The sequence below is a fragment of the Embleya scabrispora DSM 41855 genome (genome assembly GCF_000372745.1).
Classification (GTDB): domain Bacteria; phylum Actinomycetota; class Actinomycetes; order Streptomycetales; family Streptomycetaceae; genus Embleya; species Embleya scabrispora.
On the sequence record NZ_KB889721.1, the window covers coordinates 21,198 to 36,824 of the forward strand.

At 71.8% G+C, this 15,627-nt stretch carries 15 protein-coding genes; 10 read left to right on the forward strand and 5 right to left on the reverse strand.

The genetic code is table 11. The features are described from left to right. Positions 1–43: 43 nt before the first annotated feature. Both A3IC_RS60390 and A3IC_RS0145680 read left to right on the forward strand, forming a co-directional pair. Positions 44–784 (forward strand): aminoacyl-tRNA hydrolase, encoded by a 741-nt coding sequence (locus tag A3IC_RS60390; protein ID WP_079027116.1) that lies wholly within the window; start codon positions 44–46, stop codon positions 782–784. A gap of 339 nt (positions 785–1,123) precedes the next feature. After that, a complete protein-coding gene (locus tag A3IC_RS0145680; RefSeq protein ID WP_026219498.1) occupies positions 1,124–1,504 on the forward strand; it encodes an STAS domain-containing protein in 381 nt (126 codons plus the stop codon). A gap of 40 nt (positions 1,505–1,544) precedes the next feature. On the opposite strand, the gene A3IC_RS63545 is transcribed toward A3IC_RS0145680, so the two are convergent. Further along, on the reverse strand, positions 1,545–2,540 hold the full coding sequence (locus A3IC_RS63545; RefSeq protein WP_020556759.1) for a cobalamin B12-binding domain-containing protein: 996 nt from the start codon (positions 2,538–2,540) through the stop codon (positions 1,545–1,547). Beyond that, positions 2,537–4,267, reverse strand: coding sequence for a PP2C family protein-serine/threonine phosphatase (locus tag A3IC_RS0145690; protein WP_020556760.1), 1,731 nt, complete (start codon positions 4,265–4,267; stop codon positions 2,537–2,539). The genes A3IC_RS63545 and A3IC_RS0145690 overlap by 4 nt, the downstream gene beginning before the upstream one ends. Positions 4,268–4,548: 281 nt before the next feature. Between A3IC_RS0145690 and A3IC_RS0145695 the strand changes: the two genes are divergently transcribed. Next, positions 4,549–4,944, forward strand: coding sequence for an STAS domain-containing protein (locus A3IC_RS0145695; RefSeq protein ID WP_020556761.1), 396 nt, complete (start codon positions 4,549–4,551; stop codon positions 4,942–4,944). 41 nt (positions 4,945–4,985) lie between these two features. Here A3IC_RS0145695 and A3IC_RS0145700 read toward each other — a convergent pair whose 3' ends face one another. Together A3IC_RS0145700 and A3IC_RS0145705 are read right to left on the reverse strand one after the other, a co-directional pair. Further along, positions 4,986–6,173 carry a phytanoyl-CoA dioxygenase family protein gene (locus A3IC_RS0145700; RefSeq protein ID WP_020556762.1) on the reverse strand — a complete coding sequence of 396 codons (1,188 nt, stop codon included), beginning with the start codon at positions 6,171–6,173 and terminating at the stop codon, positions 4,986–4,988. Positions 6,174–6,416: 243 nt separating this feature from the next. After that, entirely contained in the window at positions 6,417–7,136 is a 720-nt protein-coding gene (locus A3IC_RS0145705) for a FadR/GntR family transcriptional regulator (protein ID WP_020556763.1), read from the reverse strand. 193 nt (positions 7,137–7,329) lie between these two features. On the opposite strand from A3IC_RS0145705, the gene A3IC_RS0145710 reads away from it, so the two are divergent. The 5 genes from A3IC_RS0145710 (at position 7,330) to A3IC_RS0145730 (ending at position 11,948) form a co-directional block, all read left to right on the forward strand. After that, on the forward strand, positions 7,330–8,070 hold the full coding sequence (locus tag A3IC_RS0145710) for a (Fe-S)-binding protein (RefSeq protein WP_020556764.1): 741 nt from the start codon (positions 7,330–7,332) through the stop codon (positions 8,068–8,070). Next, complete coding sequence (locus A3IC_RS0145715; protein ID WP_020556765.1) at positions 8,067–9,611, forward strand: lactate utilization protein B; 1,545 nt, start codon at positions 8,067–8,069, stop codon at positions 9,609–9,611. Before A3IC_RS0145710 ends, A3IC_RS0145715 begins: the two co-directional genes overlap by 4 nt. Then, positions 9,608–10,312 carry a LutC/YkgG family protein gene (locus A3IC_RS0145720; RefSeq protein ID WP_020556766.1) on the forward strand — a complete coding sequence of 235 codons (705 nt, stop codon included), beginning with the start codon at positions 9,608–9,610 and terminating at the stop codon, positions 10,310–10,312. The genes A3IC_RS0145715 and A3IC_RS0145720 overlap by 4 nt, the downstream gene beginning before the upstream one ends. Positions 10,313–10,507: 195 nt before the next feature. Next, positions 10,508–11,182 (forward strand): hypothetical protein, encoded by a 675-nt coding sequence (locus tag A3IC_RS63550; protein WP_158696362.1) that lies wholly within the window; start codon positions 10,508–10,510, stop codon positions 11,180–11,182. A 217-nt stretch (positions 11,183–11,399) separates the two neighbouring features. After that, the gene (locus A3IC_RS0145730; protein ID WP_281174589.1) at positions 11,400–11,948 is read left to right on the forward strand and encodes a type 1 glutamine amidotransferase domain-containing protein; all 549 of its coding nucleotides are present in this window, start codon (positions 11,400–11,402) and stop codon (positions 11,946–11,948) included. 42 nt (positions 11,949–11,990) lie between these two features. On the opposite strand, the gene A3IC_RS69430 is transcribed toward A3IC_RS0145730, so the two are convergent. Beyond that, complete coding sequence (locus tag A3IC_RS69430) at positions 11,991–12,560, reverse strand: hypothetical protein (RefSeq protein WP_158696363.1); 570 nt, start codon at positions 12,558–12,560, stop codon at positions 11,991–11,993. Between the two features lie 85 nt (positions 12,561–12,645). Here A3IC_RS69430 and A3IC_RS0145740 point away from each other — a divergent pair, with 85 nt between their 5' ends. Then, positions 12,646–13,323, forward strand: a complete 678-nt coding sequence (locus tag A3IC_RS0145740; RefSeq protein ID WP_020556770.1) for a response regulator transcription factor — start codon at positions 12,646–12,648, stop codon at positions 13,321–13,323. A 125-nt stretch (positions 13,324–13,448) separates the two neighbouring features. Further along, positions 13,449–14,810, forward strand: a complete 1,362-nt coding sequence (locus A3IC_RS0145745; RefSeq protein ID WP_020556771.1) for a sensor histidine kinase — start codon at positions 13,449–13,451, stop codon at positions 14,808–14,810. Positions 14,811–15,627 lie beyond the last annotated feature (817 nt).

Sequence of the window (15,627 nt, forward strand, 5' to 3'; positions counted from 1 at the left end):
AAGCGACCGGTGGGCGGGTGGGCACAATCCCCCAAACCAACCAATGCCCAACGGCAACCGTGTCGCGAGACCCGGGGCTCCCAACGGGGCCGCGTGGCCACGAGCAAGGCATGATCGACCCGTGAGCACCATCGAATACGTCCTCCCCCTCGTGGCGCACATCGAGAAGGACGACCCGCCGGCCCGAACCGACGCCCTGGAGGCCGCGGCACGCGCGGTCCTGGTCCTGCTGGCCGACCCGAGGTCCACCGAACCCGACGGTGAATGGCACGACGTCGTCGAGGCGTGGCAGGGCCACCGCATCCGCAAGGTGGTCCGGCGCGCCCGCGGTGGCGAGTGGCGGCGGGCGAACACGTTGCCGGGCATCACGGTTGCCCACCGCACGGCGGAGGTTCGGGTGTACCCGCCGATTCCGCTGGACGGATGGCCCAAGGACCTGGCCAAGTTGCAGGTCTCCGGCACCGATCTGGACGAACCCGCCGCACCGCCCGCGGCCGCGCCCGGGACGCCCGTGTTGTGGCTGAACCCGACGCTGGAGATGACCGCCGGCAAGGCCATGGCGCAGGTGGGACACGGTAGTCACCTGGCGTGGCTGGGCATGGGCCCGGCCGGGCGCAAGGAATGGGCGGAGCGTGACTTCGATCTCGCCGTGCGGGTCGCCGAGCCGGCCGCGTGGCCCGCGTTGACCACGAGCGGCCGGCCCGTCGTGCGCGACGCGGGTTTCACCGAGATCGCGCCGGGTTCGTGCACGGTGGTCGCGGACGTGCCCTGGCCGACCCGCTGAGCAGCGCTTCCGGGTCGGACCGAACGGGTTCCACCGGGTCATCCGACGTGACTTTGTGTCACCGAGCGGGTCGGCAAAGCGAAAGAGGCTGCGCCGGGAGCGACTTTCGGCAATCCGTGTACGCTGCAACCGAGACCCGTACGTGACCGGATCGTCACTGCCCCGGCTCCCCGGGCCCACTACGGTAGGTCACAGGCCGGGCCGACCACCCGGCTCCCGAGCCACGTTTCCAGGGCCTCCCCGGATCCGTCGGCGCATCCGATGGGGGACGGGTCGCCGATCGTTGCGGGCATCCTGCGTCGCGGCTCAGGACACCATGGGCGAGGGGACTGCCGGCGCGTGACTCTTCAGGTGATCAAGGACGATCTCCAGGGCTGGACCGTGCTGCACGTGCTCGGGGAGGTCGACTACGCGGTCGTCCCGGAGCTGCGCGAACACGTCAGACGCGCGGTCGCCGACGGCGACCACCGGATCGTCCTCGAACTCACCAAGGTGGAATTCCTCGACTCCACCGGCATCGGCACCCTGGTCGCCGCCCGTCGCCTGCTCCGCTCCACCGGCGGCACCCTGCGGCTGGTCATGCCCAGCAACAACGACCACCACGTCAACCGCGTCTTCACCGCCCTCGGCCTGCGCCGCCTCTTCGACGTGCACCCGGACCTGGACGAAGCCCTGTGCGACGACGTCGCGACGGACGAGGACCTGAGCGCCGCGGGCTGACCCACCGCGGGACACCGGCCGAGTCCCCGAAACGGGTCCGCTACAGCACCGCCCCCGCCATCCGCAGCGTGGCGCCCGCCCCCGGGACGTGCGCCAGGCGGGCGGCGAAGGCGCGGTAGGCCGCGGCGAGGGCCTGCCTCGGGACGTGGCGGTGGGTCAGGACGTCGGCGAACCACCGGGTGAAGTCGACGAACAGGACGTGGTCGTCGAGAAAGAGCGAGACCGCGAGCGTGTCGACGGCGGTCACCAGGCCATCCCGCAGTGTGGTCTCCGAGCGCTCGTCCTCGATCGGGACCATGGCCGCCATGCCCGCCGCGACCAGCGGGGTGCGCAGCAGCGCGACGCCGTCGTGGGTGGCGTCCGGAAGATGGCGCAGCCGAGGGGCCGGGGTGGTGATCGTGGGCCAGTCCGGGCCGGCCAGCATGTCGGCGGCCTGACGGGCATCCCGCGCCCAGCCGTTCGCGCCCACCATGCCCGCCCACCGGCCGTCCGGACCGAAGCCCGGGCCGCCGACCAGGACCGGTACGCCGACCCGCCGGGCCACCTCGACCATCGCCCGCGCGCCCGGCAGCGCGGTGGAGACCATACAGCCGATCGCGACCGAATCCGCCTCCGAATCGGGCAACATGCGGGCCAGTTCGCCCGCGCCGGTGCCGGGCGGCAGGACCATCGCCTCGATGCCGCGCACCCGCAACAGGGCGGCCAGGATCGTGGACGCCAGCCCGTGCCAGTCACCCTGCGCGCAGCAGACCACGATCCGGGACGCGGAACTCGGCCGCGGCGTCGCGTCCGCGATCAGGTGTACCACCCGGCCGGTGACGTGCGAGGCGCCGTGTTCGCGCGCCACGGTCCACTCGCCGGTCGCCCATCGCTCGCCCACCGCGCGCAGCGCCGGGATCACCAGGTCGGTCAACACCTCGTCGCCGGGCACCCCCTTGCCGAGCAGGTTTCGGACCAGGGTCAGTGCCCCGACCTCGTCCGTCCGTCCGATGTGCGCGAGGAACAGGTCGAGCTCGTCGGAGACCACGTGCGTCATGCGCCGTCCGGGTGTTCGTCGGGAACCGGGCAGTCGAGCTCCACCAGGGTCGGCAGCGTCTCGTCGTCGTCCCGGTAGGGGATGTGAATGGCCAGCAGGACCACGTCGTCCACGACCGGGGCGTCCCCCAGACGCACCATCAGCCGCTGTTCCAGGCGTTCCACGAGCGCGTCCACCGGCATGCCCGCGCAGGACGCCAGGTCGTGCCGCAGCGCCTGCACGCCGTATGCCTCGCCGTCCGCGTCGCGCGCCTCGGTGACCCCGTCGCTGTACAGGAGCAGCGTCGAGCCCGGCGCCAGCGCCAACTCCCGCTCGCCGAACACGGTGCCCGGGATGCCCGCGACGAGCGGGTCGGTGAACTCCATCGCCTGCACCCGACCCGCCGGATCCATCCACAGCGGCGGCGGATGCCCGGCGCAGGTCAACCGGATCCGCGCCGAACCGTCCGGGTGCACCGAGCAGTCGCCGGTGATCGCGGTGAGTACGAGGGAGGGGTCGCCGAGGGTCATTTCCGCGTCCAGGAGCGCCATGCGGTGCGCGGGCGCGCAGCCGGCACTCGCCGCTGTGCGCAGGATCAGCAGCGAGCGTGAGCTGAACATGCCCACCGGCGTGCCGCGTCCGCATACGTCGCCGATCGAGAACGCCCAGGTGCCGTCGACCGGGGTCGGGTGCACGGCGTAGAAGTCGCCGCCGAGGCCGTCGGTCAGCGCGACGGGCCGATAGCGGGCGGCGATCCGCGCGCCGGGCACCTCCGGCAGCGGGCCGGGCACCAGCGCCTGGGCCAACAGCATGGTGCGCCGGTCCTGTTCGACATACAACCGCGAGGTGCGCAGCGCGATACCCACCCGCTCGGCGTAGTCGACGGCGAGCGAGATCTCCTCCTCGGTGAACGGGTCCGAGGTCGCCGAGCGCACGAACGTCAGTACGGAGGGCGCGTCGTCGTCGGTGGGCACCGGAACCACCAGCGCACAACGGGCGTCCACGGCGACCAGATCCGCGACCGCCTCGTCCGGTACCAGTCGGGCGAGCAACGCCTGGTCCATCAACGGGTGCAACTCCTGCCGTCGGGTGCGCAACACTCGGCCGACCCCGGCCGGCGCGGTCCACGCGGAGCCCAGCCCACTGGTCACCCGGGCGATCGGGGTGCCGGTGGCGGGCGCGTACGTGGTGCGCAGCCGGCCGTCCTCCATGCTCGGCACGGACAGCGCCACCCAGTCGGCCAGTTCGCGTGCCGGCAGCGTGGTCACCAGATCGGTGAGCCGGCGCGGGTGGGTGGTCGCGGACAACATGCGACCCGCCTCGGCGAGGAAGACCTTGCGCCTGCGCTCGGCCAACAGCGCGTCCTCGCGCCGCCTTTCGGCGGTGGTGTCCTGGATGTACCAGGCGTAGTGGCCGTTGCCCAGGACCGCCCGCCGACCGCGCACGCGCCGGTCGAAGAGCTCGCCCTGCCAGGAGGTGCCGGTCGCGGGCGGTATCGGATGGGCCGTGCCCACGGCGCAATCCGGCAGCAGCCGCTCCGCCGCCGCGTTGAGGTAGCACACGGTGCCCTCGGGCGTGAAGACGACCACGCCGGTGTCGCTGTGTTCGAGTACCTCGCCCGGCGACCACATGGGTGGCGCGGGCTCGTCCGGGACGCGCGGCGGTTTGAAGCCGTTGGTCCGCCGCTCGGCGGCCGGCTCCTGGGTGTTGCTGCCCCGCTCGTCGCCGGAGGGGTGTTGTCCGGTCATGGCTACGGAATCCCTTGCGTCCGTGCGTTTCGAGCCGGCTCGCGCCGGCGCTCGCGCAACCTTCACGGTACGACCGGAAACATCGCCCGGGTGCGGGTTCCGCCGGAATCACACCTATAGGGGAAGACGGTCCACGAGGGGTCGATGCGACGAGTAGGGTGCCGATGAGGTCGTGTCGTTTCCGGGCGGGATGAGCAGATTCCTCCCGAGACGTGCGTACCGTACCGAGCGGTCGCGCACCACGCGACCGAACCGACACTTGATCAGGTGGAGTGCTCCACATGAGCCTTGACGATCTCCCACCGGACGACGTCGATCACACATCGGTCTCGGCCAGGCCGTGCGTCGTGCACATCACGCTGGAACCCGACCTCGGCGGCACGGTGTCCGTGCGGGGTGACATGGACATGACGGCCGCGCCGGTGTTCCGGCAGGCGGTGGACCGCCTCGTCGACGAGGGCGCACGCAGCCTGCGGATCGACCTCTCGGGCGTGTCGTTCATCGACTCGTCCGGCCTGGGCAGCCTGGTGTACGGCTACCGCCGATTGCGCGACCGCGACGGCGACATCGTGGTCTGCGGCGTCGGCCCGCAGCCCGCGCGCGTGCTGCGGATCACCCATTTGGACCGCATCCTCAGCGTGGAAGCCGCGGCCGTCCCCGCCGCACCGCGCCGCTGAGCGCAGGCCGCCGCGGATCCGGCCGCAGCCGACCACCGGGCTCAACGCCCCAGCCCGGCCTCCAATTCGCCCGCGGTACGACTGCGGATCAGGTCGTTGACCGCCTCGCCCGGACCGACGTGCTCGAACAGGGTCGGCGGATGGAAGGTGACGTACATCGTGCGTCGCCCACCCTCACCCGCGGGCGCGGGGGAGGCGTGCAGCACGTCCGTCATGTGCACCGTCACATCGCCCGGGTCGGTGGGCACCGTCAGGTGCGGCAGTTCGGCCAACTCGGCGGCACTCGGCTGCGGGCAGGTGCGGCCCTGTGAGCCCGGGATCGCCTCCAGGTAGCCGTTCTCGGCGGAGGAGCCGGTCAGTTGGATGCCGATGGCCACCGACGGGCACATGATGTGATGGCCACCGAGCCCGCAGTCGGTGTGCCACGGGATGTTCGCCAGGCCCTTGAGCCGACCGGGTGGCTTGAGCAGGACCGAGATCCCCTCCATCCGGTCGGTCGACGCCGCGAGGCCCTCGTGCACCAGCGTGGCCAACCGAACCAGGCGCGGATCGTGGGCCAGTGCGCCGATCGGCGCCGAGCGCTCGCTCGCGTACACGATCCTGCACAACACCTGCTCGCCGCTTTCGCGCTCCGCCCACCAGGACCGATCGTCATCCGGCCGGGCCTCGGCGGCGAGCCGATCCACCTCGGCCTCGAAGACGGCGATCTCGGCGGCGGAGAACACCCCGCGCACCCGCATCACCCCGGTTGCCTCGAAGTGATCGGCGAGTTCACGATCCGAGTGATCGAGCGTCAGTTCGGCAGCCGGGTCCACCGATCGACCCTGCCGATCGAAGACCTCCCTGCCGTGCGGGAGATAGATCTCGATATTCTGATAGAGCGCGCGCAGCACCGGCTCCCACCGGAACAGGTCGTGCACTGTGCCACGTTCGACGTGCACCTCACCCGCGATGGCGAGCGCCGCCGCGGTGCGCAGCAGGGTGACCAGGTCGGTCCAGGCGTCGGGGGACAACCGCACCACGCATGTGGCGTCCGCGTCGATCCCCTCCACGATCCGCAACCGGGAGTCGTGCGCACGATACGTCCACGCCCCCTCGCCGATCCGCATGCCGAGCGGATCAAGCCCGGGCAGCCCCGCCTCGGCCCGTTTGCCGGGCTCCCCGATGAGCAATCCCGGGACGATGTCCCGATGGTACGTTTCCGCGTCGATCCGGTCGTGCCCGAGCATCCTCGCGACCTCCTGCGCTGTACGTTGCCGCGCAGTATGCCGGGCGAACGCGGTGAGTTACCAGAGCGTTTCAAGGTTTACCCCCGACTGGCGTAAAGCCCGCCGGAAATTCCGCCGAGCATCCCGGTCACCCACACGAATCGCCCTTCCCCGCAAAGCACATGACGACCCATCAGCTGGCCGGCCCACCCCCGGGCGCGTCAGCGCCCCCGACGCGGTCCCATCCCAATCACCCCCGGCGCGTCAGCGCCCCCGACCCACCCGCGGATAGGCGCGGCGCAGGTGGGCGGCTACCGCCTCGGCCGCCGCGTGCGGGTCGCGGGCCTCGATCGCGGCCAGGATCGCCCGATGGTCCGCGCGCAACGCCTCGGTGTTCGAGCCCAGTTCGACCACCGCGCGCTGCTGGTGGCGGCGTACCGTGTCGCGCAGCGCGCGCATGAACGTGGCGACCAGCGCGTTGCCGGACAACTCCGCGATCGCGGTGTGGAACTCGGTGTCCTGCTCGTTGAATTGCTCCGCCGACACATCCGGCGCATCCATCGCGGCCACGATCGCGCGCAGCCGGTCGAGGTCGGCCTCGCTCGCGTGCCGTGCGGCGGCCTCGACTGCCCAGGACTCGATCAACAGCCGGGTCTCCACCACGTCGTCCACGGCGAAGTTGGCCAGGCCCAGGTGCAGTCCCAGCACACCGGTCAGCGCCGGGCCCGCCGATCCGGCCAGGATCGCGCCCGCCTCGGGGCCGCTGCCGGTGTTGGCGACCAGCACGCCCATCGCCTCCAGCACCCGCATCGCCTCGCGCACCGACGGGCGGCTGACCCCGAGTGCGGCGGCCAGTGCGCGCTCGCCCGGGAGCTTGTCGCCCGCCCGCAGTCGGCCGGTCGAGATCTGCTCCTCGATCTGCGCGACGACTTCCTCGAACGCGCGCACGCGCTTGACCGGGCGCCAGTCCGGGCCGTCGTTCACAGGGGCTCCTCGGGAGCGGTTCGGGAGCGGGCCGGCGCCCGCGTCTTGTGGCACAGCATGACATGCCTCTACCGTGAGCAAACCACGCTGTGGTCAGACCACGCGATCGCCACGGGATCGTCACCCGATCGCCACCCGATCATCAGCACAAAAAGCGCCAACGACACCCATCCATCGCGAGGAGGCCGCCCGCATGCGCGTCGGGCTGTTCATCACCTGCGTGAACGACACCCTGTACCCCCGCACGGGTCGGGCCGTCGTCCGGCTCCTGGAGCGACTGGGCTGCGAGGTCGACTTCCCGCTCGCCCAGACCTGCTGCGGACAGATGCACTGGAACACCGGCTACGGCCCGCGGATCGAGCCGATGGTCCGCCGGTTCGCGGACACCTTCGCGGGCTACGACGCGGTGGTCACCCCGTCCGGGTCGTGCGGCGCGATGATCCGCGACAACCACCCGCGCGCCGCCGCCCGGGCCCAGGACCCCACCCTCGCGGCCGACGTCGCGGCGGTGGTTCCCAAGGTGTACGACCTCACCGAGTTCATCGTCGACGTGCTCGGCGTCACCGACGTCGGTGCCTACTTCCCGCACAAGGTCGCCTATCACCCCACATGCCATTCGCAGCGCCTGATGAAGCTCGGCGACCGGCCGACCGCGCTGCTGCGCGAGGTACGCGGCCTGGAACTGCTCGGCCTGCCCGGCGAACAGGAGTGCTGCGGCTTCGGCGGCACCTTCGCGGTCAAGAACCCGGACGTGTCCACCGCGATGGGCGCCGACAAGGTCCGACACGCGGCGGGCACCGGAGCCGAGGTGCTGTGCGCGGCGGACAACTCGTGCCTGATGCACATCGGCGGCCTGATGGACCGCCAGCGCACCGGGATGCGCGTCCTGCACCTCGCGGAAATCCTCGCCTCCACCGAGAAGGAGCCGGCATGAGCAAGGCCGTCCCGCCGACGGGCGCCACCTTCGTCGGCATGCCCCCGTTCCCGCGGGCCGCCCGGGACGCGGTCGGCGATGCCCAACTGCGGCACAACCTGCGCAAGGCCACCCATACCATCCGAGACAAGCGGGCCGTGGTGGTGGACGAACTCGCCGACTGGGCCGAACTGCGCGCGGCCGGCGCGGCGATCAAGGACCGCACGCTGCGCCGCCTCGACGAACACCTGCTCGCGGTCGAGGCCGCGGTCACCTCCGCCGGCGGCACCGTGCACTGGGCCGCGGACGCGGCCGAGGCGAACCGGATCGTCGCCGACCTGGTCCGGGCCACCGGCGAGACCGAGGTGGTCAAGGTCAAGTCGATGGTCACCCAGGAGATCGGGCTCAACGAGGCGCTCGCCGCCGAGGGCATCCGAGCCTACGAGACCGACCTGGCCGAGTTGATCGTGCAACTGGGCGAGGATCTGCCATCGCACATCCTGGTGCCGGCGATCCACCGCAATCGGGCCGAGATCCGGGAGATATTCGTCCGCGAGATGGGCGAATGGGGGGTGCCGGCACCGGCCGGCCTGACCGACGAGCCGGCCGCGCTCGCCGAGGCCGCGCGCCGACACCTGCGCGAACGTTTCCTGTCCGCGAAGGTCGCGGTCTCCGGTGCCAACTTCGTCGTGGCCGAGACCGGCACGCTCGTGGTGGTCGAGTCGGAGGGCAACGGGCGGATGTGCCTGACCCTGCCCGAGACGCTGATCTCGGTGGTCGGGATCGAGAAGGTGGTGCCGACCTGGGCCGACCTGGAGGTGTTCCTGCAACTGCTGCCCAGGAGTTCGACCGGCGAGCGGATGAACCCCTATACCTCGATGTGGACGGGGGTCACGCCCGGCGACGGCCCGCAGGACTTCCACCTGGTGCTGCTCGACAACGGCCGGACCGACGTGCTGGCGGATCGAACCGGCCGACAGGCGCTGCGCTGCATCCGCTGCTCGGCCTGCTTGAACGTGTGCCCGGTGTACGAGCGCACCGGCGGACACGCGTACGGGTCGGTGTATCCGGGCCCGATCGGCGCGATCCTGGTGCCGCAGCTCGGCGGCGTCGCGACCGGGAAGGTGGACGCGCAGACCGCGTCGCTGCCGTACGCGTCCTCGCTGTGCGGCGCGTGCTACGAGGTGTGTCCGGTCGCGATCGACATCCCCGAGGTGCTGGTGCATCTGCGCGAGCAGGTGGTCGAGGGCGGCGGTCATCGCGCGGAGAAAGCGGCGATGCGGGCGGCCGAGTGGGTGCTCGACGATCCCGGGCGACTGCGCCGGGTACAGCGGCTCGCCGCGCGCTCGCGCAAGCTGATCCCCAAGCGGGCGCCCGGCCCGGGCGCGGCCTGGACGGACAGCCGGTCGATCCCGGCGGTGCCGGCGGAGTCGTTCCGGGACTGGTGGGTGCGGGAGCGGAGCGGGCCGGCGGATACGGCGCAGGCGGGCGTACGCCCGACGGGTTCGGCGCCTGCGGCTGCGGTCGTCGAGGCGCGGGAGAGCGAGGGGGAGGGGCGATGAGTTCGCGCGAGGTGATCCTGAACCGGGTGCGGCGGGCCCTGACGGACGTGCCGCGGGACGAGGTGTTCCCGGTCCCGCGCGACTACGCGCGGGCGCATGTGGTCGAGGGTGTGCTCGAACTGTTCGCCGAGCATCTGCGCGACTACCGGGCGGTGGTGCACGAGGTCGCCGAGAGCGAACTCGCGGACGCGATCGCCGAGGCGGTCGTACGGCGCGGGGCGCGTCGCGTGGTGACCCCGGCGGGGCTGCCGCCGGCGTGGACCGCGGGGCTCGCGGCCGCGACGTGTGTACCGGACGGCTGGGTGTACGGACCGATCGATGATTTGTCCGATGATCCTACTAATAACAGGCCGAAGCCGGCCGCCCCGCACCTCACGATCGCCGAATTGGACGCCGCCGACGGGGTACTCACCGGCGCCGCCGTCGGGATCGCCGAGACCGGCACGATCGTGCTCGACGCGGGACCGGGGCAGGGACGCCGAGCGTTGACCCTGGTACCGGACTGGCACCTGTGCGTGGTCCGGGCCGAGCACGTGGTCGCATCCGTGCCGCAGGCCCTGGAGCGGCTGGTCCCGGGCAGGCCGCTGACCTGGATCTCCGGCCCGTCCGCGACCAGCGACATCGAACTGGACCGGGTCGAGGGGGTACACGGGCCGCGGACCCTCGAAGTCCTGATCGTGCGGCGGCCGCCGGTCGTCTAGCGCCTGCCGGTCGTGCACGAGTCGGTCGGTCGTCCCGTGTCTGCCGGTGGTGCGAAGTCGGTCGGCCGTCCGGAGTCCGCCGGTCGTCGTCGAGTGTCCCAGCCGATCATCCGAGCCCACCGGCCGTCATCCGGGGTCCGTCGTCCGGTGTCCGCCGATCATCCACGGTCCGCGGATCATTTACAGTCCATAAGCGTGGCACCTGATACGAAGGCACTCGTCCTCTCGACCAAGAACCTGATGGAGATGGTCGATCTCCTGAGCAACACCAGCCCGCCCGAGGCGTACGACGCGATCGCCGAGCAACTGGCCGGCACGCGCCGAATCCTGGGTCGGCTGGCTGCTCCCTCGCCGACCACGCTGTGCAACGAGCACCCGTACGGGCCGGTCGACGAGGACGCTCGGGACAAGTGTCTGTTCTGCGAGAACCGGCGGCGGCGCGGCCGGGCCCGGGACGCGGCGGACGCGCGCCCGCGCTCGGCGCCGTGCCCCAGACACCCGGAGCGCGGTCTGCTCGCGCTCGGCGAGACGTGTCCGCTGTGCGGGACGCCGGAGGGCGCGCCGAACCCGCGCCAGGGCGTGCCGACCGTCCGCGATCCGCGACCGGCCCCGCTGTCCGGCGTCCGGGGTGTGGACATGCGACTGACCGTGCTCACCCGGCAACTCGCCCAACTGGCGGGCGAGGCCGGCCAGGACGCGCGCGGCGAGGCGCTGCTCGCGGCGGCGGTCGACGTGCTCAAGGGCGCCCAGGGCCTGATCCAGGCGGCCAACGCGTTCAGCGACGGGCGCGGCGACGAGGCGTACAACACCGCGACCCGGGCCGCCCGGGGCCTGCGGGCGACGGCGGCCGAGGTGCTGGAGGACCTGTAGCCGCCTCGGGCTGCGGGCCCGTCCGGTGCCCCCGAACGCCGGACGGGCCGGCCGGGCGCGGGTGTGCCCGGCCGTGGAGGTGGTCGGCCTCGACGGCCGGACCGGCCCCGATCGCGTGGAGTTTGTCGGTGAGCCCGTCGGGCAGGCGGACACGAGGCAACCGTTGCCGCCGTACCGCAGGGAAGGATGTGCCCGCATGGCATCCGAGCTTCAGGGTCTGACCGTGGCGTTTCTCGTCGCCCCCGAGGGCTTCGAGCAGGTGGAGCTGACCGAGCCGTGGCAGGCCGTGGAACGGGCCGGCGGCTCGCCGAAACTGATCTCCACCAAGGCCGGTGAGGCCCGGGGCTTCGACCACCTCGATCGGGCCGACGCATTCCACGTGGACGCCGGGATCGACGCGGTGGGACCCGGCGACTTCGACGCGCTCGTCCTGCCGGGCGGGGTGGCCAACCCGGATTTCCTGCGTACGCAGCCCAAGGCGGTGGAGTTCATCCGGCAATTCTTCGTCCGGGGCAAGCCGGTCGCGGCGATCTGCCACGCGCTGTGGACCCTGGTGGAGGCCGACGTCGTGCGCGGGCGGCAACTCACCTCGTGGCCGAGCCTGCGCACCGACCTGGAGAACGCGGGCGCGACCTGGGTCGACGAGGCGGTGGTGGTCTGTACGGCGGGCACCAACACGCTGGTCACCAGCCGCAAGCCGGGCGATCTGCCGGCCTTCGACAAGGCGCTGGTGACCGAGTTCGCAAGGGCCGGGAAGAACCGGTAGCGCGGGCGATCGGCGGTGGTCGGCCGCGGGCGTCGTCGCGCCTCAGCCCTCGTAGGTCGACGCGATCGGCTGGTGTCCGTTCCAGACCACGAACACGGACGAGGTTCGCCGGTTGTTGACGAAGTCCACCCGGATCCACTTGTCGCCGGGCCACACCTTCACCGCCCAGCCCGGGTTCGGGGTCGCGGCGATCAGGGTCGCGCTCGTGGCCTGATACCGGAACGAGGCCCGCCCGCCACGCACCTCGAAACTCTGCACCGCGGGCGCCGGCGGTTCCTCCCGAAGCTGCGCCGGCGGTACGGCCGGCACCGACGCGGATTTCGGCGACGGCGCGGCGGAGGACGCGGACGGCGTCGCCGATGCCGACGTCGGCGGCAGCGTGCGGTTGATGGCGGAGATCAGGTCGGGTGCCTCGCCGGCCGACGATGCGTCCGGCGTCGGCGGCGGAGAGGTCATCGTCGGCGGCGGCTCCTCCCCGGCGATCGGAGTCGGTGGCCGCGGCGGCTCGAACACGGTGTCGCGCAACACGCTGCGCACGCCCCACCAGGACAGCGCGACGGCCATCGCGGTGACCGCGAGCCACACCGAGATCGATGTGATGGTTCTCCGCACGAGCCCGCTCCTCCAGCCTCTGTTCCGCCCCCGGGTTTCCCTCCCGGGCCGGCCGGATCGGAGAGTACGGGTACGGTTCCGAACCATGGCACAGGTGCTCGTGGTCGAGGACGACCAATTCGTACGTTCGGCGCTGATTCGCTACCTCACGTCGTCCTCGCACGCCGTTCGCAGCGTCGGAACGGCTCTCGAAGCGTTGCGCGAAGTCGCCCAATACCCCTTCGATGTGGTCATCCTCGACCTCGGCCTGCCGGACCTGGACGGTTCCGAGGCATTGAAGATGTTGCGCGGCATATCCGACGTGCCGGTGATCATCGCGACGGCCCGGGACGACGAGGCGGAAGTGGTCCGGCTGCTCAACGCGGGCGCCGACGACTACGTGACGAAGCCGTTCTCCGGCGAACACCTGGGCGCGCGCATGTCGGCGGTGCTGCGCCGCGCGCGCGGACGGACCACGCCGGACGTGTTCACCGTCGGCGGGCTGTCGATCGACAACAGGCGCCGGGAGGCACACCTGGACGGCCGGGAGCTGGAGCTGACCCGGCGCGAATTCGACCTGTTGGCGTTCCTTGCCTCGCGGGCCGGGACGGTGGTGCCGCGGCGGGAGATCCTCGCCGAGGTGTGGGGCCAGTCGTACGGTGACGATCAGACCATCGACGTGCACCTGTCCTGGCTGCGGCGCAAGCTCGGCGAGAAGGCGCGGGAGCCGAGGTATCTGCATACCGTGCGGGGTGTCGGGGTGAAACTGGAGCCGCCGGCGTGAGCCCGGGCTCGAACCCGGGCTCGGGGGCCGCCTCCGCCGGGGACGGGTCGGCACGTGCGCGTACGGCCGGTCGGGCGCAGGCTTCGGGAGGTCGGGCGGGCAAGCCGCCCCGGGCGCCCAAGGGGGTGCGGGGCACGCTGGTGTGGGTCTCGCTGGCGGTCACCACGATGGTCGCGCTGGCCTTTTTGATTCCGCTGGTTCTGGTGATCCGGGAGATCGCGGCGGACCGTGCCTTCACCGACGCCGAGCGGCAGGCCGCCGCGTTGCAGCCGGCGCTGGTGATCACCACCGACCGGGCGACGCTGGAGCCGGCGATCGCGAGTGTGCCGGCCGGTTCCAGTGGCCGGATCGCGATCCATCTGCCGGACGGCTCGGTACTGGGGCGCCCGCGGGCGAGCGATCACAGCGTGGCCACCGCGCGCGGGTCGGCCCGTTCGTTCCGGGTCCGGGCGGGCGGCGGATGGGCGTTGTTGCAACCGCTGCTGTTGGACCAGGGGCGGATCACCGTGGTCGAGGTGTACGTCCCGGACGGCGAACTGGAGCACGGCGTCAATACCGCCTGGATGGTGCTCACCGGCGTGGCGGTGCTCCTGGTCGGCGGCTCCGTGGTGGTCGCGGACCGACTCGGCGCACAGGTGGTGCGCTCGGCGCGGGGCCTGGCCTCGGCGGCCCGGGCGCTGGGTACCGGCGACCTGGCGGCCAGGATCGCGCCGCAGGGCCCCTCCGAACTCCATGAGGCTGCCACGTCGTTCAACACGATGGCGGATCGGGTGGAGCAACTGCTGGCCAACGAGCGGGAGATGGCCGCCGACCTGTCGCATCGACTGCGCACGCCGCTCACCGCGCTGCGGCTGAACGCGGCGGCGCTGGGCGAGGACCCGGTGGCCGAGCAGACCCGGAACGCGGTGGCGCAGCTGGAGCGCGAGGTCGACGAACTGATCCGAACGGCGCGGCGATCGAGCGCGAGCATCGAGGCGGTGGGTTGCGATGCGGCCGAAGTGGTCCGCGAGCGGATGGACTTCTGGTCGGCGCTGGCCGAGGACGAGGACCGACCGTGGCAACTGGTGGGCGCGGATCAGCCGGTGCGGGTGCCGGTGCCGCGGGGCGAACTGGCGGCCGGGCTCGACGCGATGCTGGGCAACGTGTTCCGGCACACCGAGGAGGGCGCGCCGTTCTCGGTCACCCTGCACTCCGGCCGGGACACGGTGATCCTGCTCGTGGCCGACGGCGGCCCGGGAATCGCCGACCCGGAGAGCGCGCTGCGGCGCGGACACGGGCAGGGCGGCGACGGCTCCACGGGACTGGGGCTGGACATCGTCCGACGCCTCGCGGAGGCCACGGGCGGGGAGGTCGGGTTGGGGCGGTCGGTGCTGGGCGGCGCGGAGATCAGCGTGCGACTGGGCGGCGGGCGTACGGAGGCGGTCGTCCGACGGAGCCGGCGGGCGGGGAAGGGGGGTCGCGGTCGGCGACGGATGGGGGTGGGGTGAGGTGGGCGGGGATGGGCGTGGGGGATGGGGGGTGGATTGGTTCGGGGGTCGGTGGGTTGGTTTGCCGACTGGTTCGTTGTTCGGTTGGGGCTCGGGGGTTGGTTGGGATCCGGGTTGGGTCCGGGCTCGGGTCCGGGGGTGGGGTCGGTTTGGATTTCGCGGTTGGTTCGGGCTCGGGTCGCGCCTGGGGAGGGGTGCTCGGATGGGGGATCGAATGGGGGATCTTCTCACTGTGAGTCACTGTTCATGTGCCGCCCGGCATCTCGACCTTGATCATCCCTTAAGTGCGCCTTAAACCCTTGTCTCGGGTCGAATCCGGTTGGGTCGACAGGTGTTCTTCGGCCACGGTTTTCACTAGCCTTCAGAACGACGGTCCATTCGGAACCAACGGGACTCCCCCCTTTCCGAATGGCCCAGGCGCAGCCCAATCCCCCCCAGGGTCTGTAGCCGTTCGGGGATCTCGCATCCCCGGCCGCTCGTGTCCCCACCCCCACCCGGGGCACGACGGCATCCCGACCCGAGAGCGAAAACTCTCGGGTCGGGCTTTTTTTGTTGGCGGGGCGTGTTGTCGGGCTTGTGGGGAGGGGCGGGTCGCGGGGGGAGGCGCGGGGGTCGTGGGGATGGCGGGGTGACGCGCGGGGGTCGCGGGGATGGCGGGGTGACGCGCGGGGGTCGCGGCATAACGGAGGGATGCGCCGGAGTCGTGGGGGCGGCGTTGCTTCTTGTTGGGCGACTTCGTCGCCGGCTCGCGAGGCACCGCCTTTTTCTCTCCCCCGCTTCGCTCCTCCGAGAAAAAGGCGGCCCCTCGCTCGGGACT